Source organism: Nocardia sp. NPDC050378 (assembly GCF_040655675.1).
In the GTDB taxonomy this organism is placed as follows: domain Bacteria; phylum Actinomycetota; class Actinomycetes; order Mycobacteriales; family Mycobacteriaceae; genus Nocardia; species Nocardia coubleae.
The window spans coordinates 16,301-40,655 of sequence record NZ_JBFAKI010000020.1; the positions used below are offsets into that span (position 1 = coordinate 16,301).

25 protein-coding genes and 1 pseudogene are annotated in these 24,355 nt (G+C 67.0%); 8 read left to right on the forward strand and 18 right to left on the reverse strand.

Annotated features, from left to right (window positions below):
• Positions 1-27: 27 nt before the first annotated feature.
• Positions 28-1,257 carry a cytochrome P450 gene (locus tag AB0I35_RS28590; protein ID WP_357399440.1) on the reverse strand — a complete coding sequence of 410 codons (1,230 nt, stop codon included), beginning with the start codon at positions 1,255-1,257 and terminating at the stop codon, positions 28-30.
• Positions 1,258-1,428: 171 nt separating this feature from the next.
• Here AB0I35_RS28590 and AB0I35_RS28595 point away from each other — a divergent pair, with 171 nt between their 5' ends.
• Positions 1,429-2,322: a fructosamine kinase family protein gene (locus AB0I35_RS28595; protein WP_357399441.1), complete on the forward strand. Its 894-nt coding sequence runs from the start codon at positions 1,429-1,431 to the stop codon at positions 2,320-2,322.
• Between the two features lie 80 nt (positions 2,323-2,402).
• Here the strand turns inward: AB0I35_RS28595 and radC are convergent, their stop codons facing one another.
• Complete coding sequence (gene radC, locus AB0I35_RS28600) at positions 2,403-3,071, reverse strand: DNA repair protein RadC (protein WP_357399442.1); 669 nt, start codon at positions 3,069-3,071, stop codon at positions 2,403-2,405.
• Between the two features lie 60 nt (positions 3,072-3,131).
• Positions 3,132-3,350 carry a type II toxin-antitoxin system VapB family antitoxin gene (locus AB0I35_RS28605; RefSeq protein WP_357399443.1) on the reverse strand — a complete coding sequence of 73 codons (219 nt, stop codon included), beginning with the start codon at positions 3,348-3,350 and terminating at the stop codon, positions 3,132-3,134.
• Positions 3,351-3,509: 159 nt separating this feature from the next.
• Here AB0I35_RS28605 and AB0I35_RS28610 point away from each other — a divergent pair, with 159 nt between their 5' ends.
• Together AB0I35_RS28610 and AB0I35_RS28615 are read left to right on the forward strand one after the other, a co-directional pair.
• Positions 3,510-4,406, forward strand: coding sequence for a phenylalanine 4-monooxygenase (locus AB0I35_RS28610; protein WP_357399444.1), 897 nt, complete (start codon positions 3,510-3,512; stop codon positions 4,404-4,406).
• A 154-nt stretch (positions 4,407-4,560) separates the two neighbouring features.
• Positions 4,561-5,241: an ester cyclase gene (locus tag AB0I35_RS28615; RefSeq protein ID WP_357399445.1), complete on the forward strand. Its 681-nt coding sequence runs from the start codon at positions 4,561-4,563 to the stop codon at positions 5,239-5,241.
• A 4-nt stretch (positions 5,242-5,245) separates the two neighbouring features.
• Here AB0I35_RS28615 and AB0I35_RS28620 read toward each other — a convergent pair whose 3' ends face one another.
• Complete coding sequence (locus AB0I35_RS28620) at positions 5,246-5,839, reverse strand: TetR family transcriptional regulator (protein ID WP_357399446.1); 594 nt, start codon at positions 5,837-5,839, stop codon at positions 5,246-5,248.
• The gene (locus AB0I35_RS28625; protein ID WP_357399447.1) at positions 5,829-7,331 is read right to left on the reverse strand and encodes an MFS transporter; all 1,503 of its coding nucleotides are present in this window, start codon (positions 7,329-7,331) and stop codon (positions 5,829-5,831) included. Before AB0I35_RS28625 ends, AB0I35_RS28620 begins: the two co-directional genes overlap by 11 nt.
• A gap of 119 nt (positions 7,332-7,450) precedes the next feature.
• On the opposite strand from AB0I35_RS28625, the gene AB0I35_RS28630 reads away from it, so the two are divergent.
• Entirely contained in the window at positions 7,451-8,746 is a 1,296-nt protein-coding gene (locus tag AB0I35_RS28630) for a D-alanyl-D-alanine carboxypeptidase family protein (protein ID WP_357399448.1), read from the forward strand.
• 1 nt (position 8,747) lies between these two features.
• Here the strand turns inward: AB0I35_RS28630 and yhjD are convergent, their stop codons facing one another.
• The 3 genes from yhjD to AB0I35_RS28645 form a co-directional block, all read right to left on the reverse strand.
• The gene (yhjD, locus tag AB0I35_RS28635; protein ID WP_357399449.1) at positions 8,748-9,767 is read right to left on the reverse strand and encodes an inner membrane protein YhjD; all 1,020 of its coding nucleotides are present in this window, start codon (positions 9,765-9,767) and stop codon (positions 8,748-8,750) included.
• A gap of 44 nt (positions 9,768-9,811) precedes the next feature.
• On the reverse strand, positions 9,812-10,843 hold the full coding sequence (trpS, locus tag AB0I35_RS28640) for a tryptophan--tRNA ligase (protein WP_357399450.1): 1,032 nt from the start codon (positions 10,841-10,843) through the stop codon (positions 9,812-9,814).
• Positions 10,844-10,907: 64 nt separating this feature from the next.
• Complete coding sequence (locus AB0I35_RS28645) at positions 10,908-11,885, reverse strand: oxygenase MpaB family protein (protein WP_357399451.1); 978 nt, start codon at positions 11,883-11,885, stop codon at positions 10,908-10,910.
• Between the two features lie 103 nt (positions 11,886-11,988).
• Here AB0I35_RS28645 and AB0I35_RS28650 point away from each other — a divergent pair, with 103 nt between their 5' ends.
• Positions 11,989-12,627 (forward strand): TetR/AcrR family transcriptional regulator, encoded by a 639-nt coding sequence (locus AB0I35_RS28650; protein ID WP_357399452.1) that lies wholly within the window; start codon positions 11,989-11,991, stop codon positions 12,625-12,627.
• Positions 12,628-12,631: 4 nt separating this feature from the next.
• Here AB0I35_RS28650 and AB0I35_RS28655 read toward each other — a convergent pair whose 3' ends face one another.
• From AB0I35_RS28655 to AB0I35_RS28670, 4 genes are all read right to left on the reverse strand, one after another.
• Positions 12,632-12,985, reverse strand: a complete 354-nt coding sequence (locus tag AB0I35_RS28655; RefSeq protein ID WP_357399453.1) for a hypothetical protein — start codon at positions 12,983-12,985, stop codon at positions 12,632-12,634.
• Between the two features lie 98 nt (positions 12,986-13,083).
• Positions 13,084-13,557 carry a barstar family protein gene (locus AB0I35_RS28660; RefSeq protein WP_357399454.1) on the reverse strand — a complete coding sequence of 158 codons (474 nt, stop codon included), beginning with the start codon at positions 13,555-13,557 and terminating at the stop codon, positions 13,084-13,086.
• Positions 13,557-14,051, reverse strand: a complete 495-nt coding sequence (locus AB0I35_RS28665; RefSeq protein ID WP_357399455.1) for a ribonuclease domain-containing protein — start codon at positions 14,049-14,051, stop codon at positions 13,557-13,559. The genes AB0I35_RS28660 and AB0I35_RS28665 overlap by 1 nt, the downstream gene beginning before the upstream one ends.
• Positions 14,048-14,827: an exodeoxyribonuclease III gene (locus tag AB0I35_RS28670; RefSeq protein WP_357399456.1), complete on the reverse strand. Its 780-nt coding sequence runs from the start codon at positions 14,825-14,827 to the stop codon at positions 14,048-14,050. Before AB0I35_RS28670 ends, AB0I35_RS28665 begins: the two co-directional genes overlap by 4 nt.
• 152 nt (positions 14,828-14,979) lie before the next feature.
• Between AB0I35_RS28670 and AB0I35_RS28675 the strand changes: the two genes are divergently transcribed.
• Positions 14,980-15,840, forward strand: coding sequence for an alpha/beta hydrolase (locus tag AB0I35_RS28675; RefSeq protein ID WP_357399457.1), 861 nt, complete (start codon positions 14,980-14,982; stop codon positions 15,838-15,840).
• Here the strand turns inward: AB0I35_RS28675 and AB0I35_RS28680 are convergent, their stop codons facing one another.
• Positions 15,841-17,064, reverse strand: a complete 1,224-nt coding sequence (locus AB0I35_RS28680; protein ID WP_357399458.1) for an acyl-CoA dehydrogenase family protein — start codon at positions 17,062-17,064, stop codon at positions 15,841-15,843.
• Positions 17,065-17,257: 193 nt separating this feature from the next.
• Here AB0I35_RS28680 and AB0I35_RS28685 point away from each other — a divergent pair.
• Positions 17,258-18,884, forward strand: a pseudogene (locus AB0I35_RS28685) (hypothetical protein).
• Between the two features lie 56 nt (positions 18,885-18,940).
• Here AB0I35_RS28685 and AB0I35_RS28690 read toward each other — a convergent pair.
• On the reverse strand, positions 18,941-19,684 hold the full coding sequence (locus AB0I35_RS28690; protein ID WP_357399459.1) for an SDR family oxidoreductase: 744 nt from the start codon (positions 19,682-19,684) through the stop codon (positions 18,941-18,943).
• Between the two features lie 110 nt (positions 19,685-19,794).
• Positions 19,795-20,316, reverse strand: coding sequence for a hypothetical protein (locus AB0I35_RS28695; protein WP_357399460.1), 522 nt, complete (start codon positions 20,314-20,316; stop codon positions 19,795-19,797).
• A gap of 318 nt (positions 20,317-20,634) precedes the next feature.
• Between AB0I35_RS28695 and AB0I35_RS28700 the strand changes: the two genes are divergently transcribed.
• Positions 20,635-20,850 (forward strand): hypothetical protein, encoded by a 216-nt coding sequence (locus AB0I35_RS28700; RefSeq protein WP_357399461.1) that lies wholly within the window; start codon positions 20,635-20,637, stop codon positions 20,848-20,850.
• Between the two features lie 48 nt (positions 20,851-20,898).
• Here the strand turns inward: AB0I35_RS28700 and AB0I35_RS28705 are convergent, their stop codons facing one another.
• The 3 genes from AB0I35_RS28705 to AB0I35_RS28715 all read right to left on the reverse strand — a co-directional run bounded on the left by AB0I35_RS28705 (position 20,899) and on the right by AB0I35_RS28715 (position 24,321).
• Entirely contained in the window at positions 20,899-21,261 is a 363-nt protein-coding gene (locus AB0I35_RS28705) for a hypothetical protein (protein ID WP_357399462.1), read from the reverse strand.
• Positions 21,262-21,684: 423 nt separating this feature from the next.
• A complete protein-coding gene (locus AB0I35_RS28710; protein ID WP_357399509.1) occupies positions 21,685-22,833 on the reverse strand; it encodes an MFS transporter in 1,149 nt (382 codons plus the stop codon).
• 270 nt (positions 22,834-23,103) lie between these two features.
• Positions 23,104-24,321 carry an NADP-dependent isocitrate dehydrogenase gene (locus tag AB0I35_RS28715; RefSeq protein ID WP_357399463.1) on the reverse strand — a complete coding sequence of 406 codons (1,218 nt, stop codon included), beginning with the start codon at positions 24,319-24,321 and terminating at the stop codon, positions 23,104-23,106.
• Positions 24,322-24,355 lie beyond the last annotated feature (34 nt).

The window sequence follows — 24,355 nt, forward strand, 5'->3', positions numbered from 1 at the left end:
CGGCCACCCCCTCACTGCTGTCGGGACTCAAGAGTATTCGACTTCCCACCGCTTGATGCCGTTGAGCCAGCCGCTGCGCAAGCGCACCGGTTCGGCGACCTGACGCAGGTTCGGCATCGCGTCGGCAATGGCATTGAACATCAGGTCGATCTCCAGGCGGGCCAGATTCGCGCCGACACAGTAATGGGTTCCGGTGCCACCGAACCCGACGTGCGGGTTGGGGTTGCGCAGCACGTCGAACCGGAACGGGTCGGTGAAGGCGTTCTCGTCGAAATTGGCCGAGCTGTAGAACAAGCCGAGTCGCTGACCCTTCTTGATCTGCTGTCCGCCCAACTCGAGGTCGCGGGTGGCGGTGCGCTGGAAGGCGTGCACGGGGGTGGCCCAGCGCACGATCTCGTCGGGCGCGGTGCGCGGCCGCTGATCCTTGTAGATCTCCCACTGCTCGGGGTTGTCGACGAAGGCCTTCATGCCGTGGGTGATCGAGTTGCGGGTGGTCTCGTTGCCCGCCACCGCGAGCAGGATGACGAAGAACGCGAACTCGTCGGAGCCGAGGTGCTCGCCGTCGACATCGGCGTTCACCAGCTGGGTCACGATGTCGGAGGCCGGACACCCACGCCGCTGCTCGGCCATGTTCCACGCGTAGCCCATCACCTCGGCGGTGGCGGTGTGGTGATTGCCCTCGAACTCCGGATCGTCGTAGGAGATCATCTGGTTGGTCCAGTCGAACAACTTCATGCGGTCTTCCTGCGGCACCCCGAGCAATTCGGCGATGGCCTGCAGGGGCAGCTCGCAGGCGACCTGCTTCACGAAATCGCCTCGGCCGGACTTCTTGGCCTCCCAGACGATGCGTTCGGCCCGTTCGGTGAGCGCGGCGCGCAGGTTCTCCACCGCGCGGGGCGTGAACCCCTTCGACACGATGCGCCGGATCTTGGTGTGCTGCGGCGGATCCATGTTCAGCATGAGCATGTCGGCGAGCATGTCGATCTGCTCGCGGGTGGTTTCCTCGTTGAACCGGATGACGGCGGTGTTGTCGTGCGAGGAGAAGTCCTCGGGGTTCTTCGAGATCTCCTTGATGTCGGCCAGCGTCGACACCACCCAGTAGCCGCCGTCGTCGAAACCGCTCGCCCGGTCGGGCTGCGCGCACCACCAGACCGGCGCCGTGCGCCGCAGTTGCGCGAACTCCTCGATCGGCAGGCGCTGCGCGAGCAGGTCGGGATCGGTGAAATCGAATCCCGCGGGGATATCGGTGCTGGTCACGGTGTCTCCTTCGGCTGACTCCAGAACGTGATGTAGAACACGTTCAGGTCGATGAAACCACGGCGTACCCATTTATGAACAGGTTTTAGTAATACCCGTTTACGAAATATGGGGTGCGGAGATGACGCCGATCCGTGTGCCTGCGCGGTCCCGGCTGGGCAAGATGGCGGCGTGGACTTGCCGTACCTGCGAGCCAACCCGCACCTGCTGCCGACCTTCCTCGCGCATCAACGCCTGCGCACCACCCCGGTCGGTGGTGGGTCGATCGCGGTGGCCGAGCGCATCGGCCTCGACGACGGCACCCACCTGTTCCTCAAAACCTGGCCCGGCGGGATCTCGGCCGCACCCACCGAAGGTGCTCCCGCCGCCGCCCCGCCGGGCTTCTTCGCCGCCGAAGCGCGCGGGCTGAACTGGCTGCGGGACGCAGGTGGTGTGGCGATCCCCGAGGTCTATGCCGTGTCCGACGACCTGCTGCTCATGGAATGGGTCGACCACGCCGAACCGTCCACGGCAGCCGCCGAACGTTTCGGTGCGGGACTGGCCCGCCTCCACAACGCGGGCGCACCCGAATTCGGTGCTCCCGCAGACGGTTTCCTCGGCAGTCTGCCGCTGGACAACACTCCCGGCCACGATTGGCCGACGTGGTTCCGCGAACGCCGCATCCTCCCGTTCCTGAAACTCGCCGTCGACGCGGGCGGACTCGATCCCGCCGACGCCACCGCCGTCGAATCGATCCGCATCGAAGCCCCCACCGAGCCGCCGTCCCGCATCCACGGCGACCTCTGGCCCGGCAACATCCTCTGGGGCCCATCCGACACCCCCTGGCTGATCGACCCCGCCGCACACGGCGGCCACCGCGAAACCGACCTGTCCACCCTCCACCTCTTCGGCGGCGCCGCACACCTACCTCGAATCACCGCCGCCTACAACGACATCCATCCACTCGAGCCCGGCTGGCAGAAGCGGGTCCCACTCCACCAACTGCCTCTGCTCCTGGTACACGCCGTACTCTTCGGCCGCTCCTACCGCGCCGCCGTCCTCGACGCGGCCGGCCGATACCGATAGTCGGGCACCGACAGCTTTGTCCGCGTTCGTCCCGTCACCGGATCAGCTCATCCACCGGAATGGGCAGGAGTGTTTCGAAGTCACGGATACGGTGCGGCCGTCGCCCAGTTCTCGCCCGCTATGACGACGTGGTCGAGGTAGCGCAGGCCGACGGTGGCCGCCGCCTGGCACAGGAGGGTGCTGGCTCGGCGGTCGTCGGGGCTGGGGGTGGGGTCGCCGGAGGGATGGTTGTGGACTACGGCGAAGGCTCGGCCGTCGTGGCGCAGGACGGTGTTGAGGATTTCGCGGACGGGGACCGCGACGTGGTCGATGGCGCCCTCGGCGACGAAAATCCGGTGGCGCAGGCGGTTCTGGGTGTCGCAGATCAGGACGAGCAGGCGTTCGACGCGGGCGCCGGCGAACAGCGGGGCGGCGGCGCGTGCGATGTCCTCGGGTGCGGTGAGCCTCGGTACCGGTTCGCTGGTTCGTGAACGGGTGCCGAGGTGGAACGCGGCGATGACGGCGGCGGCCTTGGCCGGACCGATCCCGGCCCGCGATGCCAGCTCCTCGGGGCGGGCGGCGGCGAGCTCGGCCAGGCCGCCGTATTCGGCGAGCAGGTGGGCGGCGAGTTCGAGTGCCGATTGCCCGCGCGTGCCCTGACCGAGCAGCAGCGCGAGCAATTCGGTGTCGGTGAGCACGTGTGGGCCGAGCGCGAGCAAACGCTCACGCGGGCGCTGGGCGACGGGCAGATTCGCGATCGGTACCGACACTTTTCCCCCTACGTCATCGGTGACGGGACCGATACTCGCAGAGGGCACCGACAGGTTCGGCTACCGCTCAGCCACTGCGGGCGAATCCGTGCCGATATCGTGCGGTTCCGGGCTGAACACCGAGTCGGCCATCAGCCGTTCGAGGTTGCGCAGCTGGCGCTCGTGCACCACGATCCGCCGCAATGCCTCGTTGACGGTGGTGTTGCTGTCGGCCGTGCCCATGATCTCGGCGGCGGCATCCAGCAGTTCTTGATCGAGATCTATCCGCAGGCTTCGCAAGCATCCTCCTCGGGTACAAACGCAATCTTGCGCGATGCGCGGTCGGCGCGTCCGCCGTTTCACCGCGTCGTTACCGAATTCGGGCGGGCGAACTGTGCAGTTTGCGTAGTTGCGCACCGGTGTGTTGTCGCGACGCGCCAGCGGTGCTTGCCTTGAGGCATGTTCACCGAGGCCCAGCTGTATTCGCCGGTGACGCGCGAGCGCGACGGCGACGTCACTGTGCACCTGAGTGACGACCACCCCGGCGTCGGCGACGAGCACTACCGCGCCAGGCGCAATGCCATCGCCGCGCTCGCCCTCGACTACCAGCCGGCCAACCCCGTCCCGCGCATCGACTACACCGACGACGAGCAGCAGGTCTGGCGGATCGCCTCGGCCGAGCTGGCCCGCAAGCACGAGGTGTACGCCTGCCGCGAGGTGCGCGAGGCGGCCGCCCGGCTCGCCCTGCCACGCGACCACATCCCCCAGCTCGACGACGTCTCGCGGCTGCTGCATCCACTCACCGGTTTCCGGTACGTGCCCGCCGCCGGACTGGTTCCGCTGCGCGAGTTCTTCGGTTCGTTCGCGGACCGCACCTTCCACTCCACCCAGTACATCCGCCACCATTCGGCGCCGCTGTACACGCCGGAACCCGATGCGATCCACGAGATCATCGGGCACGCCAATCAGCTGGCGAGTCCGCGCTTCGCGAGTCTGTACGAGACCGTCGGCGCGGCGGTCGGGCGGCTGCAGACCGATGCCGCGCTGAAGTTCCTCGCCGACGTGTTCTGGTTCTCGCTGGAATTCGGCGTGGTTCGCGAAGACGGACAGATCCGTTGTTACGGGGCGGGTTTGCTGTCGTCCTACGGCGAGATCGACGAATTCCGCCAGGCGACGCTGCGCCCGCTCGATGTGGCGCAGATGGGCACCATCAGCTACGACATCACCCATTACCAGCCGGTGCTGTTCTGTGCGGATTCGGTGGATCAGCTCGTGGACGTGCTCGGCGAATTCTTCGCGACCATGGACGACGACACCCCGGCCCGGCTCGGCGGCCGTGCCCACCCTGCCGCGTAGTTGTCTGTAAACCGTTGGCGCAGAATATACTTGGCAATTCCGTTGCGTCTCACATAATGGGACCAGGGTGCGCGCGGGCAAAGTCGCGGCGGTAGGTTCGACCCGTTCTTCAAGCTTTGCGAAAGGGTCGGGTAGACCGAATATGACTGTGGACGTGACTGATACGCGCGACGATCAGAATCCCGAGCCGGAGGCCCCGCTGTGGCTGCAGGGTCGTGAGGCCGTGATCGCCGCGGCGACCCCCGACCAGTGGCGCGGCAACGTTCCCGATTACCACCTGAGCCACGAGGTGATCCCCCGCGAGCGCGTCGCCGAGCACGCGCCCGGTTCGCTCGAGGCCATCGTCGAGGACCTGGTGAAGGTCTTCGAGATGGAGGTTTCGCACAAGGCCGACCCCGCCACCTGGCTGTCGGTGGTCGCCGAGCAGTACCGCGGCCGGGTCAACGGCGGGGTGTGGCAGGACGCGGAGGAATTCGCGCGGATCGGCAGCTACAACATCCTGATCGGCGACAACCCGTACTACGAGTCGGCGAACGAGACGTTCGAGTCCTCGCACAAGATCTTCCACACGGCTTTCCCCGGCGGCTTCTTCTGGGAGGTGCTCGAGGTGCTGTCGGGCCCGCCGACGGTGAGCTTCCGCTGGCGGCACTGGGGCAAGTACGACGGTGAGTACAAGGGCCACCAGCCCACCGGTGAGCAGATCGAGATGTACGGCGTGACCATCGCCCGCGTCACCGAGGACCTGCGCATCGTCGAGCTCGAGCACTTCTACGACAACAACCAGCTGCTCGGTCCGCTGGCGCACGGCTGCCCCGTGCAGCACGGCAAGTCCTAGCGGTTCACGGCCTGTCGTCCGGTTCGCCGAACGGCAGGCCGTCCTGCAGCAGGTCGAGGGCGTGGCCGACCTTCGTCGCGTCGACCGGGCCGGTGGTGACGATGCCGAGCATGGCGCCGACCATCGCGCCCGCCGCCACCCGCACCTCGAAGTCGTCGACCGGGCGCCCGGTGTAGTCGGCGAGCATCTGCGCGGCCAGCTCGATACTGCGCTGGAATTCCAGTCCGATCGCCGAACGCAGTTCCGGTAGGTGGTACAGCAGTTTCTGACGTTCCTGTTCGAACGCGGCGTCCTCGGCCGACATCGCGGCGTACACCGCGTCGGTGGCTTGCCGCACCGCCGTGAGCGGGTGCAGGCCGCGCGGTTGCGCGGCGAGCGCCTCGATCATCACCGGGTCCTGGTCGTCGGCCATCACCAGCTGTTCCTTGCTGGGGAAATAGCGGAAGAAGGTGCTCGGGGAGATCTCGGCGGCTGCGGCGATCTGTTCGACGGTCGTCTCGGTGTAGCCCTGCTCCCGGAAGAGGCGGAACGCCTCGAGCCGGATGGTTCGGCGGGTCCGCTCCTTCTTCCGCGCGCGCAACGACGTCTCAACCGACATGCAGCGATTCTGCCGCATCCCCGGCTGTCACGGTGTCGCGCCGCCCCAAGGCCGCCGCGACGAGGACGGCCGCGAGCAGGCACCCCGCCGCACACACCCCGAGCATGGTGTCCATGCCGAGCACAAAAGCGTGCCGCACCTCGGCCAGCGCGACGGGGTCGTGCGCGGTCGCGGTGACACCGGCGTTGACGCCGTCGGAGATCGGCGCTCGGTTCAGGTCGCCGAGATCGGCACGGTAGACGGTGGCGAGGACCGTGCCCAGCACGGCGACGCCGATGGTGCCGCCTGCCTGCCGAAGCGCTTGCAGCAGAGCCGAACCCGACCCGGATCGCGCGGTGTCGAGTTCGCTCATCGCCAGGCCCATGGCCGCCGGCATCACCATCCCCATGCCCGCGCCGAGGATCGTCGTCCACGCGGCGGTGAGTCCGTAACCGCTGTCGACGCGGGTGAGCGCGCCGAGACCGATGCCGGCCGCGAGCACGAGGAACCCGGCGATGAGCACCGCCCGGATACCCCAGCGAGGCAACAGCAGATCCACCAGCCTGCTGCCGATCACCAACCCGCCGATCATCGGCAGCAACCGCAACCCGCTGCCGAGCGCGTCGACGCCGAGAACGGCCTGGAAGTACTGCGGCACGGTGAAGAACATGCCGAACATGGCGAAGCTGACCATGAGCGAAATAGCTGTGCCCCAGCGGGATCCGGACGAGGCGAACAGCGCCGTATCGATCAGCGGATGCGCGGCCCGCCGCTGCCACCATCCGAAGGCGGCGAGCGCACCGAGACCCGCGACGATCATCGCCCAGGCCGCCGCTTCACCCCATCCGTATTCGCCGATCCGGATGAAACCGTAGGTGAGCCCGAGCATTCCGAGCGCTGCCAGCACGGCACCGGGCAGGTCGATGCGAAAGGCCTTGTCGCCACGCGATTCCGGCACGAGAAAGATAACGGCGAGCGTGCCGAGGACGACCAGCGGCACATTGATGAGGAAAACCGAACCCCACCAGTAGTTGCGCAGCAGCCAGCCACCGACGACGGGGCCGAGCGGCAACCCGAGTGCGGTCGAGGTGACCCACACCGTGAGCGCGCGCTGGCGTTGCCCCTGGTCGGTGAACAGCACCGGGATCACCGCCATCGACAGCGGCATCATCGCCGCCGCGGCGATACCGAGCACCACGCGCGCGGCGATGAGCTGCCCGGCGGTGGTCGCGAAGGCACAGCCCAGCGAGGCGAGGCCGAACAGCACGAGCGCGCACAGCAGGACCTTCTTGCGCCCGTAGCGGTCGCCGAGCGCGCCCGCGGGCAGCATCAACGCGGCGAGGGCGAGCGTGTAAGCACTGCTGAACCATTGCAGCGCAGCGGTATTCGCGTCGAGGTCGACGGCGAGGGTGGGAATGGCCACCGTCAGCACGGTGACGTCGAGCCCGATGGTGAGCATCGCCAGGGCGAGCGCTCCGAGCGCCAGCCAGCGACGGGTGTCGTCGATTCGCATATCTCCTCCAAAAATGAAAGCTACTGTCTTTTGTTAGTAACTCTCATTTAGTAGTAGGAGTCAATAGGAGGACAGGCTCGGCGGGAAATCGGCGTGGCGGCTCGCTAGGCTCTGCGCTGATGAAGATCCGCGAACACGGCGTGCGCGCCGCCTGCCTCCTCGGCGCCGCCGCCACCGCGGCCGCTCTCACGCTCGGTCCCGCACAGGCCCAGCCCGGCCCCACCGGCTCGACCACCACCACCCCGTTCACCACGCCGAACACCGACGGCTGCCCGCAGAAGACCAGGCCACCGGCCCCGATCGACTCCTCGGAGGTCCCGGCGCCGGGCGAGTCGGCACCCGCCGAACTGCCGGTTCCCGACAAACCGATCGGCGGCGACCGGCTCGGCGAATGCGGCGTGGTGTTGCCGGTCGGCGCTCCATCGCTGCCCGCCGACATCTCGGCGACCGCGTGGATGGTGTCGGACCTCGACACCGGACGCGTGCTGGCCGCCAAGGACCCGCACGGCCGGTATCGACCGGCCAGCACGATCAAGGTGGCCCTGGCCATCGTCGCCCTGCGCACCCTCGACCTGGACAAGGTGGTGATCGGCACCCAGGCCGACGCCGATGTCGACGGCACCCGCGTCGGCATCGGACCCGGCGGCCGCTACACCAACCGTCAGCTCATGCAGGCCCTCATCATGTGCTCGGGCAACGACGCCGCGCACGCCATCGCCACCCAGCTCGGTGGCGACAAGGCGGCCGTGGCGAAGATGAACGACCTCGCGAAGTCCTTGCGCGCCATGGACACTCGCGCGGCCACGCCGTCGGGCCTCGACGGCCCCGGGATGAGCACCTCCGCCTACGACCTGTCGGTGCTGTTCCGGGAGGCGATGTCGATTCCGCTGTTCGCCGAGTTCATCCACACCGAACAGGTCGACTTCCCCGGCTACCCCGCCGACCCGAAGATCCCCGACGACAACTTTGACAAAGCAGACCACCCCGGCTTCCCCATCGGCAACGACAACCAGCTGCTCTACAACTACCCCGGCGCCATCGGCGGCAAGACCGGCTTCACCGACGACGCCCGCCAGACCTTCGTGGCCGCCGCCGAACGCGACGGACACCGCCTCGTGGTCACCCTGTTGCAGGCCGACGTGCGCCCCATCCGCCCCTGGGAACAGGCCGCACGCCTGCTCGACTACGGCTTCGCCCTCGACTCCGACGCGCGCATCGGCAAGCTGCCGGAAGTGGGCGACGACCTGATCCAGCCGAGCGTCCCGCTCGCCTCACCCCCGCCGCGCGCCGACGGCAGCCGGCCGGAGGTCTCGCGGTCCGCCCATGAAGGGGCGCGCACCGCCGCGCTCATCGCGGGCCCGGTCGTGATGCTCGCCCTGTTGCTGCTGGCCCGGCGCGCCTGGCGCAGTCGCTGAGCTACCGGCGGCGCCCGAACACGACGAGGGCCAGGGCGGCGAGCGCGCCCGCGCCGAAGGCGGCCGCACCGGCACCGGTGGACAGGTTCTTGTCGACCACGCGCGGCTGGATGACGACCGGGGCGGGCGGGGCGATCTCGGTGTGGTCGTTGTCCGACGAGGTCGCCGCCCACGCGGTGGCGAACAGCAGGATGCGGAAGGTGATGTAGCTGAAGACCATCAGACCGATGATCGAACCGAAGGTGGCGCCCGCCGGGCTCGACAGCACCATCCGCAGGTAGATCGCGGCGACGAACTTGAAGATCTCGAAGGCCACCGCGGCGATCGCCGCCGCCTTCACCGCGCTGCGCAGCGTCACCGGTTCGCGCGGCAGCCGGGCGATCACCCAGGCGAACACCGCCCAGGTCGCGAGCAGGCCGAGCGCGATGGACACGATCGACAACACCACCGACGCACCGGGAACACCGTCGAGGCCAACCGATTTCAGCAGCTTCGCGGCGAGGCCGCTGTTGGCGACCGTCGACAGACCGAGCGACACCACGAGGGCGAGGAACAGGCCGAGCAGCGCGCCGAGATCGGACAGCTTCTCCCGCCACCACGGCTTGTCGGGAGTCTGGGACTCCCACTGCTCGGTGAGCGCCGCGCGCAGGTTCGCGATCCAGCCCAGGCCGGTGTACAGACCGGTCAGCAGACCGAGCACACCGACGGTGCCGCGCGAATCGATGGCTTGCTTGATGAGGTCGTTGATCTGCTCACCGAAGGAACCAGGCACCTTCTCGATCACCTTGGCCTGCAGCTCGTTCAGCAGGTCCGGTTGCCCGACGAGGATGAAACCCGCGATCGAGAACGCGACCATCAACAGCGGAAACAGCGAAAGCACAGTGAAATACGTGATGCCCGCGGCGAAGTAGTCACCGCGCTGACGCTGGAACCGCCCACCGGCCCGGACCAGATGATCCAGCCACGGCCTGCTCTTGACCTGCTTCTCGACAGTGGCCGAGATGTTGTCGATCACCTGCATGTCACGCGCCCCTCTTCAGCCGAAACCTCGGGTGCGCGGCAGGGTCAGCGAGCGAGGAACCCGACCCGGTCGTACACCTGAGCAAGTGTGTTACCTGCGATCTCACGCGCCCGCTCGGCCCCCGAAGCCAGGATCCGGTCCAGCTCTGCCTGATCCGACAGATAGTCCTTCACCTTCTTCTGCACGGGCGTCACGAATTCGACCAGCGCGTCGGCCACTTCGGCCTTGAGCTCACCGTAGCCTTTACCCGCGAAATTCTGTTCCAAGCTGACGATGGGGGTTTCGGTGAGCGAACTGAGGATCACCAGCAGGTTGCTCACGCCCGGCTTGGTTTCGGGGTCGTAGACGATCTCGCGGCCGGTGTCGGTGACGGCCGAGCGTACCTTCTTCGCGGTGACCTTCGGGTCGTCGAGCAGGTTGATGAGCCCGGCGTCGCTGGCCGCGGACTTGCTCATCTTCGCGGTCGGATCCTGCAGGTCGTAGATCTTGGCGGTGCCCTTCACGATATGCGGTTCGGGCACGACGAAGGTCTTCTTGAAGCGAGTGTTGAAGCGCTGCGCCAGGTTTCGGGTGAGCTCGAGGTGCTGGCGCTGATCCTCGCCGACGGGCACCTGGTGCGGGCGATAGAGCAGGATGTCGGCGGCCATCAGCACCGGGTAGGTGAACAGGCCGACGGTCGCGTTCTCGGCGCCCTGCTTGGCGGACTTGTCCTTGAACTGCGTCATCCGGCCCGCCTCGCCGAAACCGGTGATGCAGCTGAGCACCCACGACAGCTCGGCGTGCTCGGGCACCTGGCTCTGCACGAACAGGGTCGACTTCCCGGGGTCGATGCCGAGGGCGAGCAGCTGGGCGACAGCGGCTTTGGTCCGCGCGCGCAGCGCCTTCGGATCCTGGCTCACGGTGATGGCGTGCAGGTCGGGGATGAAATACATCGCGTCGTAGTCGTCCTGCATCGTCACCCAGTACTGCAGCGCACCCAGGTAGTTGCCGAGGTGGAAGGAGTCGCTGGTGGGCTGGATGCCCGACAGCACCCGCTGCTTACGTTCGGCCGTCGCGGCCGGGGCAGGACTGGACATGCCCCAATCTTTCCATGCCCCTCGAACTGATTTGTCCGGCGGTGCTCCCGAGGGCCCTGCGTGGTTACGCCGGGCCGGCGTGTCCCAGCCCGCCGGTCGCACCGCAATTTCGCTGCACCCAGTTGCGCGGATCGACACCCGGCATGCTCGGCTTCCCCTGCCGGATCATGTGCTGTTCACGGCGGGCGAGCAGCTGATAGGACGGGGTGCTTCGCCCGGCGAGCGCCCCGGCGAGCACTCGTGGCGCCAGCGGCGGCGCGAGGTGCGCGGTGCGGATGCTGCGGCACAGGGCGCGGTGGGCGAGCTCGTCGGCGAGGTCCCACTCGATGCCGTACATCCGCCGGATACGCGCGGGCAAACTGCCCTGGACCAGCAGATACAGCGCACTGCCGACCTGTTCGACGGGTGGGCGCAACCGGTAGGCCTTGCGATGACCGGCCAGGTAGGAGCCGACCAGCTCGGCTTCGTCGGTGAGGAACGGTTCGGCCGAGTCGAGGTAGCCGTCGAAGTAGCGGCGGAAGGCCGGGTAGTCGGCGGGGGCGGCCTCGCGCGGCATGCCGAACAGCTCGCCCCAGCGCACGTAGTCCTGGTAGAGGTCCTCGCGTTCGGTCGGGGTGAGTTCGCGGACCAGCCGGTCGTACATCACCTCGGCGGAATCGAAGGTGAAGGCCATGGTCATGAACATCAGGTGCGGGTCGAGGGCCGCGTAGGCGGTGCCCGCCCGGTGGTGTGGGCCCGCGTCCTCGGGGAGCGCGCCGACCACCCGCTCGTGCTTGCGCCGGGTGAAGGCGAGCGCCCGGTCGGCCTCGGTCTTGCTGCCGAGGAAGACCGATTCGAACAGGGCGCCGGTGACAGCCAGGCGCGTGTAGGGAGTCGCCCGGTGGGCCGTGTGCTCGCTGGTCCCGACGAACAGCAGCGGGTGGACCGCGCCGATGACCAGGGCGCGCAGGCCGTAGGTGACGCCGACCGCACGCTTGCTCATCACCCTGCGAATCATCGAATCGTCGGCGAAATATCCGGGTTCGCCCTGCCGTGCGGCCATGTCGCGCCTCCTCGTCGAGTGCATCTGGCAATAGAATCCTCCAGAATTGATAATCTGGCAAGACTCTCTACCAAAACACCCGCGAACGGACGGTGGCAGCACAATGGAGCCCGTGGCTGCACAACGGACATACGGGGGCGTCTCCGCCGAACAACGCCAGGCGCAGCGCCGCGCAGCGCTGCTGGACGCGGCGCTCGACATCCTCGCCGAGGACGGGCAGGCCAAACTCACCGTCGCCGGGCTGTGCGCCCGCGCCGGTCTCAACGAGCGCTACTACTACGAGAATTTCGAACGACGCGAGAGCGTGCTCGAAGCACTGCTCGATCGCATCGCCGAAGAACTGGCCGCCGCCATCCTGACGGCCCTGGCAAGCGCACCGGCGGACAGCCGCGCCCAGGCGCACGCCGCGATCGACGCGGGAATCGCGGTCCTGATCGACGACCCGCGCAAGGCCCGCGCGGCGCTCATCGCCGGTATGGCCACACCGGAACTCCGTGCGCGCACCGCACGGACGGTGCGCACGTTCGCCCGGCTCGTCGCCACCGAGGGCACCGGCTTCTACGGCGGCGACGTACCGCAGAACCTGATCGACTTCCGCGCGATCTACCTGGTCGGCGGCCTGACCCAGACCCTGACGACCTGGCTGGCTGGCGACCTCGACCTGACCCGCCAGGAACTCGTCGAGCAGATCACCGACGTGTTCGTGTTGCTCGGCGACGATCTGGCCGGGCGGTACGGCTAGCTACTCACTCCCACGCACAGTTGGGGCCGAAGCTGTAGCACGGTTCCGACGACCCATTGGCCAGCCAGCCGATCAGGTTGCCCCCCAGCGAACTGAGATCCGGAAGCAGTGCCGATCCGCTGTCGGCGATCGGTTGCGCGACGGCCTGCTCGGCACTCGCGGGCCCGATCGGCGTGCACACGTCGAGCATGATGCCGTCACAAGGCTGCGCCGAACCCGAACTCAGCGCGTTCAGCAGTAGCACGGGCAGGGTCGACGCCGAACCCGTCGCGGCCGCACCGTCGTCCGCCGCAGCGGTCCCCATTCCGATCACCGTCATCGCGGCGCAAATCCCCGCGCCTGCCAGCACTCGCTTCATCGTCTCTCCTCACCGGCGGTCCGGGACGACCGCATCGGATCACAAGGTATGGCGGCGAAACGGGCTGGGGCAGCCGTCAATTCCAGTGGCACAGCCGCTCAGTCGGTGAGCGCGACCGCTGTGAAACCCGCCGGATCGCCCTGCATGACAACCCGGAACACCACATCGCGACGCGACCAGTACGCGGCGCAATCGCGCATGGCCGCCTCGAACCAGGCGCGTTCGGTCGGCTCGTCGGCGAGCAGGTCGTCGGCGGTGCGGACCACCGCGACGTAACCGGGCGCGTCGCCGACGAAATCGTCGAGGTCGCGGAGGCATTCGTCGAAGGCGTCCTTGTTCGCGCCGAAGTAGTACGGGAACTGGAAGGCGGCCGCGAACTCGTCGAACAGGGTGGCGATATCGCGCATCTTGGGGCCGCGTAGTTCGCGCACGCGGTAGTCGGCGGGGGCGTCGTAACGGATGGCGCTGAACTGATTGGCGTCCACCGCCATGGCGCCGAGCACCGGTGGGTCGGCAGCGGCGGGCGCGTCGGCGGGTGGGCGGGCAAGGAACTGCGACAGCGTCATCGGCATCAGCGCATCCTCGTGAACGTCTCGTAGTGGTCACCGGTGTACCAGGCGCTGCCGTCGCTACCGGTGACGATGCGTTCCGCGTCGCGACCACGGTTGCGCTGCTTGGGATTCACATCCCACTCCTGATACTTCACCGGATTGCCCGCCGAATCCTTGGGCGGCAGTTTGGTTCCCCGGTTCATGAACTGCTCGCCACCCTTGGTACCTGGCGCGTTCGCCGAATCCGGCCAGCGCCCCGCATCGATCTCGACGAGCGTGGCGTAGGCCCGATCCGGGACCCCCGCCACCTTGGTGACCGGCGCCGCAGACGGATTCGCCGACGGTTTCGCCGCAGGTGCCGCGGGTTTCGGCGCGGTCGACGACGCGACCGCGCGGGTGGTGGTCGCCGCCGTAGTCGAATCCGAACCACGACCACCGAACAGAGTCAGGCCGAGCGCGGCGAGGATAAGGACCAGTCCGCCGAGCAAACCGAGAGTTTTCCGTGAGATGTTCATCGATATTGCACAGTAACCGGCGCGTGGTCGGACCAGCGCTGGTCGTAGGCGGCGGCGCGTTCGACGACGGCCTGCTTGGCGCGGCCGGTGAGTTCACCTCGGGCGAGCTGGTAATCGATTCGCCACCCGGAGTCGTTGTCGAAGGCGCGGCCTCGGTAGGACCACCAGCTGTACGGGCCCGCGACATCGGGGTGCAGGGCGCGGACCACGTCGACAAAGCCCGCGGCGAGCAGTTCGGCGATCCAGGCGCGTTCCTCGGGCAGGAAGCCCGCCGACTTCTGGTTGCCCTTCCAGTTCTTCAGGTCCACCTCGGCGGGGGCGATGTTCCAGTCGCCGCTCACCACGAACTCACCGGTCCTGGCCTTCAGGTAGGCGCCGAGTTCGGCCATGAAGCGGTACTTCTCGTCCTGCTTGGGTGTGTTCTCCTCGCCCGAATGGACGTACACACTCGCCACGGTGAGCTCGCCGAAGTCGGCCTCGAGGTAGCGGCCCGACGCGGCGAACTCGGTACTGCCGAAACCGACCCGCACCGCATCGGGCGCGCGCCGCGACAGGATGCCGACACCGGCGCGGCCCTTCGACTCCGGTTCGGCATGGGTGAGCACCCACCCGGCCGCGAGTGCGGGAGCCAGCGCGGCGGCGGTTTGCGCGTCGGTGGCCCTGGTCTCCTGCAGGCAGACGATGTCGGCTTCGGTGGCGTCGAGCCAGGCGAGCATGCCTTTGGTCGCCGCCGCGCGGACGCCGTTGACGTTCACGGTCGAGAGAATGATTGCCACGCGTAGGACGGTACATCGGCGGGTATTCCCGAACGTGTAGGGGAACAACCCGGCGGCGCGAACGTTGTGATCGCCGGCCCGGCAACAGCCCGCGCTCGGCGGTTCCCCCGCGTAACCTCGGGTAACAGGACACTGTCGTCCAGGAAGGGGTGATGACGATGACGTCACGCACCGCCAAGTCCCCCGCCCGGCCGGAGCCGATCGCGGCCCTGCATCTCGGGTCCGGCGACCCCGTGCTGCTGTTGCACGGATTCATGTTGTCGCCACACTGTTGGGAGCAGGTCGCCCACCGCATGGCCGCCCACTGCGAGGTGTACGCGCCCGCGTTCGCCGGGCACTGGGGTGGACCCAAAGTCGAGGGCTGGACGCTCGACGTGTACGCCCTGGCCGACCAGATCGAGGACCAGCTCGACGAATTGGGTTGGCGCACCTGCCATATCGCGGGCAATTCGCTCGGCGGCTGGGTGGGTCTCGAGCTCGCGCGACGCGGTCGGGCCCGCACTCTCACCACCATCGCGGCGGCGGGAGGTTGGGCCTCGCCCTCGATCACCCAGGTCAGGATCGGCGTCAAGTTCGCGTCGCTGCTGCCGTTCATCGCCGTCGGCAGGCGTCTCGGTGAGGTCGCGATCAACAACCGGTTGGTGCAGCACGCCACGGCGCTGCTGCTGACCAAACGCACCGGAGCCGTGCCACGCCACGAACTGGTCACCACGCTCATCGCCGCACTGCACTGCGACGTGATCGTGCCGTTGATCCTCGGCAGCCTGCGCGCGCCCGGCATGGACGACCTCGCCGAACTGGAAACACCCATCCGCATGCTGCTCGCCGAGTACGACCGGATCATCCCCAACAGCGTCTACGCCACCCACTACCTGCGCGAGCTGCCCGCATCGGCGGATCGCATCCTGGTGCACGGGGTGGGGCACGTGCCGATGCTCGAGGCCCCCGACCGGATCGCGACACTCATCGCCGAGCACATCTACGCCAGCCGGGGACACCTGCGCGCGGTGTGATCAGCGCGCGAGCAGGCCTTTGGCGATGTGGGTCACCTGGATCTCGTTGCTGCCCGCATAGATCATCAGCGACTTGGCGTCGCGGGCGAGCTGTTCGACGCGGTACTCGCTCATGTAGCCGTTGCCGCCGAACAGCTGCACGGCCTCCATCGCCACCTCGGTGGCGGCCTCGGAGCAGTACAGCTTCATCGCCGAGGCCTCGGCCAGGCTCGGCGGCTTGCCCGCCTTGCCGCGCTCGAGCACGTTGAACACCATGTTGCGCACATTGATCCGCGCGACTTCCATCTTGGCCAGTTTGAGCTGGATGAGCTGGAAGCGCCCGATCTCCTGACCCCACAGGGTGCGGTTGCGCGCGTAGTCCACGCACAGCCGGTGGCATTCCTCGATCACGCCGAGCGCCATGAACCCCACACCGATCCGCTCGGCGGTGAAACTGGCTCGGGCGCTTTCCCTTCCGTCGCCACCTCGGTGGTCCTCGGTCTCGCCGAGCAGCCGGTCCTTACCGAGCCGGACGTTGTCGAAGAACAGCTCGCCGGTGGGTGAGGAGTGCAGGCCCATCTTCTTGAACGGTTTGCCCTGGGTGAGGCCCTCCATGCCCTTGTCGAGCACGAAGGTGAGCACCTTGCGGTCGCGTTTGTCGGCACCGTCGCCTTCGTCGAGCTTGGCGTAGACGATGATCACGTCGGCGCACGGGCCGTTGGTGATGAAGGTCTTCTGGCCGTTGAGGATGTAGTCCTCGCCGTCGCGTTCGACGCGAGTCTTCATGCCGCCGAAAGCGTCCGAGCCGGAGTCGGGTTCGGTGATCGCCCAGGAGGCCACCTTGCGCAGAGTCACGATATCGGCGAGCCAGCGCTGTTTCTGCGCGAGCGTGCCGCGCGACATGATGGTGGTGGCGCCCAGGCCGATGCTCACCCCGAGCGCGGACACCAAACCCATACACACGCCGGACAATTCGCTGATGAGAACCGCCATCATCGACTGCTGATCGCCGAACGGGCCGCGCTTGCTCCCGCCACCCTCTTCGCTTTCCTCCTTGGCGAGCATCTTGGTGACCATGTCCTCGGCCATGGTGTCGATGCCGAACTGGCTGAACAGTTTTCGCAGAATCGGGTACGGCAGCATCTCGCCGCTGTCGAGGGCGTCGAGGTGCGGGCGGACCTCCTTGTCGATGAAGGTCCGCACGGCATCGCGGATCATCAGATCGGTCTCGGACCACTCGAACACTGTTCGCTCCTGACGTTCGTCCTCTGCGAAACATACATCCGTGCTTGTTTCCGCGTGGACGGTTTCGGTGACCCCGGTCACCTCGAAGTTACGTAACAGCGGCGTAACGAATCGGAAAATACCCGTCTACATCCGTGCACGACCGTCGGTGAGTCGCCGAATTCGAGCGGCAGCGGATGAAGGAGAGAGGTAAATGGCCGGAGCTGATACCGCCGCCAAAGAAACACTCGAGGACTACACGCTGCGCTTCGCCCCCCCGGAGCTACCGAAAATGGAGCCCGGCGGTCGTCGGCATCTCCGCGCTCGGCGGCATCGCGTATCTGGCCGATTTCGCGATCGGCGCCAATATCGGCATCGCGCACGGCACCGGAAACGCCCTGATCGGCATCGGTATCTTCGCCGTCGTCGTGATGCTCACCGGCTTTCCGCTCGCCTATTACGCGGCGCGCTACAACATCGATCTCGACCTGATCACGCGCGGTAGCGGATTCGGTTACTACGGGTCGGTGATCACCAATATCGTGTTCGCGTCGTTCACCTTCATCTTCTTCGCACTCGAAGGTTCGATCATGGCGCAAGGCCTGGAATTAGGGCTCGGAATTCCGTTGTGGCTGGGATATCTCGCCTCGACGGTGATCATCTTCCCGCTGGTCATCTACGGCATGAACACCCTGGCCGAATTGCAGGTGTGGACCACGCCGCTGTGGCTGTTGCTGATGGTCGCGCCGTTCGGGTTCCTGCTGGTTCGCCACCCCGAATCGGTCGGTTCGTTCTTCGCCTACGGCGGTAAGGACGGCCAGGGCGTGAGCGTGTCCGGTGCGCTGCTGGCCGCCGGTGTGTGCCTGTCGCTGATCGCTCAGATCGCCGAGCAGATCGACTACCTGCGCTTCATGCCGCCGCGCACCCCGCAGAACCGGGCCAAGTGGTGGGGCTGGATGCTGCTGGCCGGGCCCGGCTGGGTGCTGTTCGGCGCGGCCAAGCAGGTGGTCGGCCTGTTCCTCGCGGTGTACCTGATCGCGAATCTGCCTGCGGCGCAGTCGATCGCGAACCAGCCGGTGCACCAGTTCCTGGAGATCTACCGCGACATGGTTCCCGGCTGGCTCGCCATGACGCTCGCGGTGGTGCTCGTGGTCATCAGCCAGGTGAAGATCAATGTCACCAACGCCTACTCCGGCTCGCTGGCCTGGACCAACTCCTACACCCGCGTCACCAAGACCTACCCTGGCCGCCTGGTGTTCCTCGTGGTGAACCTGGTCGTCGCGCTGATCCTGATGGAAGCCGACATGTTCGACTTCCTCAACAGCATTCTCGGCTTCTACGCCAACTGCGGCATCGCCTGGATCGTCACCGTCGCCACCGACATCGCGGTCAACAAGTACCTGCTGAAGATCTCGCCGAAGGTTCCGGAGTTCCGGCGCGGCATGCTCTACGACTTCAACCCCGTGGGCCTGGTCGGTTTCGGGTTGTCGGCGGTGCTGTCGATCATGACCTTCTTCGGCCTGTTCGGTGAGCTGCTGAAGCCGTACTCCCCGCTGGTCGCGGTCCTCGTATCGTTCATCGCCACCCCGCTCACCGCGCTGGCGACCAAGGGCAAGTACTACCTGCGCCGCTCCGACGACGGCATCGAGACCCCGATGTTCGACGAACACGGCAACCCCTCGGGCGAACTACTCCCCTGCCACGTCACCGGCCTGGAGTTCGAGCGCCCCGACATGATCGCCTCGGCCGTCCCCGGTCCCGAGGGAGAGATCCAGTACATCTCCTCACTGGCCTTGTCCACCGACAAGCACGGCGTGCACCTGCTGCCGCGTCAGCACTGATCCACCATCGGAGGCCGTGCGGGCGATCATCTTCGCCCGCACGGCCTCCGTGGTGTTCACAGCATTTTGCGCACGACAGGCGATGGCAGGATGCGCAGGGCGTAGCCCAGGGGCACCCACGGCCAGCTGGGGACATACGCCTTGGTGCGGCGCTTCTCGATCGCCGCGACCATGGCGCGTACGCCGGTTTCGGTGTCCACCATGAACTTCGGCTCGTGCTTGATGCGGTCGTTCATCTCCGAGCGGATATAGCCCGGGTAGATCACCGACACATCCACGCCAGGAACAGCTTCGGCGCGGAGTCCCTCGGCGAGTGCGGCGACTCCGGCCTTGGTCGCGGCATAGGTGGTGAGGGTTTTCGGCATTCCACGCAGGCCGGAGATCGAGGAGATCATCACCAGGTGGCCCCGCGCCTGAGCGCGGAAGATCTTCATGGCCGCCTCGGTTTGGGCAAGCGCCGCAAGGAAATTCACCACGGCGGTTTCACGGTTGGCCGCATGCTTACCGGTACCCAGCGGTGCGCCCTTGCCGAGTCCGGCGTTGACGATCACCCGGTCGAGGGTGCCGAACTCGTCGGCGAACTCGTCGAAGACGGTGAACACAGCAGTGTCGTCGGTGACATCGAGCTGTTTCACCGAGACGACCCGGTCGGGGTGTTCGGCGAGGATCTCGGTGCGCAGCTCGTCGAGGCGCTCGGTGCGGCGGGCGCACAGGCCGAGGTCGTAGCCGAGGGCCGCGAACTGGCGGGCCATCTCCGCGCCGAGCCCCGAGCTGGCACCGGTGATGAGGATGGTGCTCATGACGGCGTCCCTGTCGACGGGCACGTTTCGTAGTGCGATTCCATCCACCCACGCTAGCCAGTGGGGACGGCAACGCCGACCGGATCTGTCGATCCGGTCGGCGTTGGTGGTCAGCTCTTGTTGTACTTGCTGAAGTCGCCGCGCCAGATCAGCTCTTCGGAGGTGATGACCGCGGGGTTCAGCTTGTCGACCGGGACCGCGTAGGCGATCTTGATGGTCTGCTTGGAACCGGGCGGCAGCTTGCCCTCCATGCCGTACTGGTACTTCTTGTCCAGGGACAGCACGTATTCGGCGGCGGTGCCGTCGGCGCCGTACACCAGGGTGGGGCGCGACCAGTGTTCGAGCGTGGTCTTTCCCGTGTTGTTGAGCTGGAAGGTGAACACCGAAACGGTGCCCTCGCGCTCCACCTCGTCGGCCTCGACCTTCAGGATCGACAGTTCGACACCCGATTCGAGCTTGCCGATGTCACCCGGGTTCAGCACGCCGTCAGCGTTCGGCGTCGCGGGCGCCTGGGCGGTAGTCGTGGCGGACGTCGACGGGGCGGGCTTGCCACTCGGCAGCTCTTCCTGACATCCGGCCAGCAGCATTCCCGTAGCCACGACGGTGGCGCACAGCGCAATTCGGTTTCGCACGGACAACCCCTCCTGTTGAAAGACGCGCGGGGTCTCCATGAGATCTTCCCCCCGAGCACAGCGAGTGGATCATATACAGCGCGAACCGTCCGCTCGCCTGCCCGGCACCCAACGTCAGCGCCCCACCTGCGATTTCCGCGCCGGAGTTGCCGTCACTGACCTCCGATCACGAGCCGACAAAAAAATACTGTTCGTTCCATTTCTGCCGGAAAACAGCCCGGGGGCAAGGGTTTACGTCTCACATCTATTGAGACTGATCGGTCAACTATGCGAGACTGCGAACCGCTATCCACCATCGAGAACCGAACAGGATCCACTATGTCGTTCACCAAGCTGATCGCCGCGGGCATCACCGCACTGGCATTCGGAGCAGTCCTCACCGCAGCCCCCGCCACCGCGGCTCCCCTCGCCCCCGTGGTCGCCCCCGGCGAGCCCGCCCCGGGCGGAGCAACCTCCGGCAGCGCCATCCTCGATGACTTCGCCGACCTCTTCCGCCAGCTCCAGTGCGGCTCCGCCGCCGTCTGCCCCGCCTAATTCGCACCTGCCCGGGCGGCCTCGACTCCGCCCGGGCAAATCCGGGATTCAGCCGAAGAGTTCGTCCGTACTGGTCGCCGTGACGGCTTGCTCCAGCCACGCATCGAGCTGGTCCAGATCAGTACAGGCGGCGAGCCGCGCGCGTTGAGCGGCAGACAATTCGAGCCCCCGCGCAGTGAGCACGGTCGACACCGCCCGTGCTGCCTGCTCGGCCCGGCCCTCCTCACGCCCTTTCGCCACATATTTCGTGGCGATGCGACCCCGGTACTCGGGAGTGTTCTTCATGAGGTCCTCCAGGCGTCGGCTTGCCGCGAGGGTCAACGCGTCGTCGACCAGATCAAGATACATTTTCGCATGTTCGTCGTCGGTTTTCATCAGGCTGGCGAGGAAGGCAGCGAGGACCTCCTCCATGTGCGGTCCCGCACCGTGGGCGATCGCCGACAACGTGGCGCGCTCGGGACGGCGTCTGGCGTCCTCGGGGTCGGTTACGACCGGGAAGCGGTCGGGACCGAGCACCAATGGCTGGACGACGGATCCGACATTGTCGAGCTCGATCCGCCAATTGGACCTCGACACAGACCCCGAGCACCGGCAGATCACGATCGTCGTGTGTGCTGAGTGCGAGGTCTCCACGGAACTCCTTCGGCCCGATATCGGTGAAGTCGCACGACTCGGCCCGCATGCGGGACAAGCCGGGTAGCGGGATGCCGAACTCCTCTGCCAGCAACGTCGGTGCCAGCAGAGCGTCGGTGCGGAACAGATCAAGCAAACCCTCGTGGAGGTAGCTCGGCATGCGGAGTCCCTTATGCCGCAAGGTATTCCGCGCGGAATCGGTTACGGCGTGTTGGGGGTGGTGCGGCGTGCCAGGAGGACGGTGACGGTGAAGAGGGCGACGCCTGCGATGGCGAGGACGGCGCCGACCAGAGCGGGCGCGGTGTAGCCGAGGCCCGCGGCGATGACGAGGCCGCCGAGCCAGGCGCCCGCGGCGTTGGCGATGTTGAGGGCGGCGTGGTTGAGGGCGGCGGCCAGGGTTTGGGCGTCGGCGGCGACGTCCATGAGGCGGGTTTGCAGGCCGGGGGCCAGGGCGGCGCCGGAGGCGCCGACGAGGAAGGCGCCGATGGCGGCGGTGATCGGGTTGTGGGCGGCGAGGACGAAGCCGGCCAGGATGACCATCATCGCGATCATCGCGGCGAAGATCGAACGGTCGACGCCGCGGTCGGCGAGGATGCCGCCGACGATGTTGCCCGCGATCATGCCGAGGCCGAACAGGGCGAGCACGATGGGCACGGCACCGATCGGCATGCCCGCGACGTCGGTCATGGTGGTGGCGATGTAGGTGTACACCGCGAACATGCCGCCGAAGCCGATGGCGCCGACCGCGAGGGTGAGCAGGACCTGGGGGCGGCGCAGGGCACCGAGTTCGGTCATCGGGTTGGTGATCTTCATGTCGCTCAGGGCAGGCAGGTAGCGCCACAGCGCGGCCACCGTCGCGACCCCGATGAAAGTGACGACGACGTAGGCGTCGCGCCAGCCGAAGTGCTGTCCGAGCCAGGTCGCGCCGGGGACACCGACCACATTCGCCACGCTCAGACCGAGCATCACCGCCGCCACCGCCTTGGCCCGCTGCCCGACAGGCGCGAGCGTCGCGGCGGCGAGGGAGGCCACACCGAAGTACGCGCCGTGCGGCAGACCGGACACGAATCGGGCCGCCACCAGCGTCCCGAAGGTCGGTGCGAGCACCGTCGCCGCGTTGCCGAGGGTGAACGCGGCCATCAGCACGATGAGCAGTTTCTTGCGCGGCACCCGCGCGCACAGCGCCGCGATCAACGGCGCGCCCACCACGACGCCGAGCGCATACGCCGACACCGCGTGCCCGGCCGACGGCTCGGAGATGCCGAAGGCCGCGGCGATATCGGGCAGCAGGCCCATGGTCACGAACTCGGTGGTGCCGATACCGAACCCTCCCAGCGCCAACGCGAGCATCGCCGGGACATGCCAGCTGGTGCGTGGCGCGTCGAGGCGTTCGGAGGTCGCGAGGGAAGAAGTCACGCTTCTATGCAACGGGCCCGAGCATCCCACCGCATCCCGAGACAGCCGTGAGTTATCCCACCTGCGACGGCTTCGGTCGACGACAGCACCGGATCGGACCTGCGAAAGCGTTCATCAAGCCTGCTGAAACAGAAACGCTCGCATCAGGCGTTCGATGCGAGCGTTTCACCGCTGTGCGGGTTCGCGGCGCGAACCCGCGCGAGGTCACTTCAGTGCGCGAGCCAGGTTGGCGTCCAGCGCGCCGAGGAATTCCTCGGTGCTCAGGTAGCCCTGATCGCCGCCGACGAGCAGCGCCAGGTCCTTGGTCATCTGCCCCCCTTCGACGGTCTTGATGACGACGTCCTCGAGCGCCTGCGCGAAGCCGATCACCTCGGGGGTGTTGTCCAGCTTGCCGCGGTGCTCGAGTCCACGGGTCCAGGCGAAGATCGACGCGATCGGGTTGGTCGAGGTCGGCTTGCCCTGCTGGTGCTGGCGGTAGTGCCGGGTGACGGTGCCGTGTGCGGCCTCGGCCTCGCAGGTCTTGCCGTCCGGGGTGAGCAGCACCGAGGTCATCAGGCCGAGCGAGCCGAAACCCTGGGCGACGGTGTCGGACTGCACGTCGCCGTCGTAGTTCTTACAGGCCCACACGTAACCGCCCTCCCACTTCATGGAGGAGGCGACCATGTCGTCGATGAGGCGGTGCTCGTAGGTGAGGCCCGCCGCGTCGAACTCGGCCTTGAACTCGGCGTCGAAGACTTCCTGGAAGGTGTCCTTGAACATGCCGTCGTAGGCCTTGAGGATGGTGTTCTTCGTGGAGAGGTACACCGGGTAGTTCTGCTGCAGGCCGTAGTTGAACGAGGCCCGCGCGAAGTCCTCGATGGACTTCTTGAAGTTGTACATACCCATGACGACGCCGCCGTCCTCGGGCATCTTCACGACCTCGTGCACGATCGGCTCGCTGCCGTCCTCCGGGGTGAAGGTCAGCGTGACGGTGCCCGCCTCGTAGACCTTGAAGTCGGTGGCGCGGTACTGGTCGCCGAACGCGTGGCGCCCGATGATGATCGGCTTGGTCCAGCCGGGCACCAGGCGCGGCACGTTGGAGATGATGATCGGCGCGCGGAAGATGGTGCCACCCAGGATGTTTCGGATGGTGCCGTTGGGCGAGCGCCACATCTTCTTGAGACCGAATTCCTTCACCCGCGCTTCGTCGGGGGTGATGGTGGCGCACTTCACGCCGACGCCGTGCTTCTTGATGGCGTTCGCCGCGTCGATGGTGACCTGGTCGTCTGTCTTGTCGCGGTACTCGATACCGAGGTCGTAGTACTCGAGATTCACGTCGAGATAGGGATGGATCAGCTTGTCCTTGATGAACTGCCAGATGATCCGGGTCATCTCGTCGCCGTCGAGTTCTACGACGGTGCCTTCAACCTTGATCTTGGACATGGATCTTCGTGTCCTCCTCGGTGGGTGCCCTCAT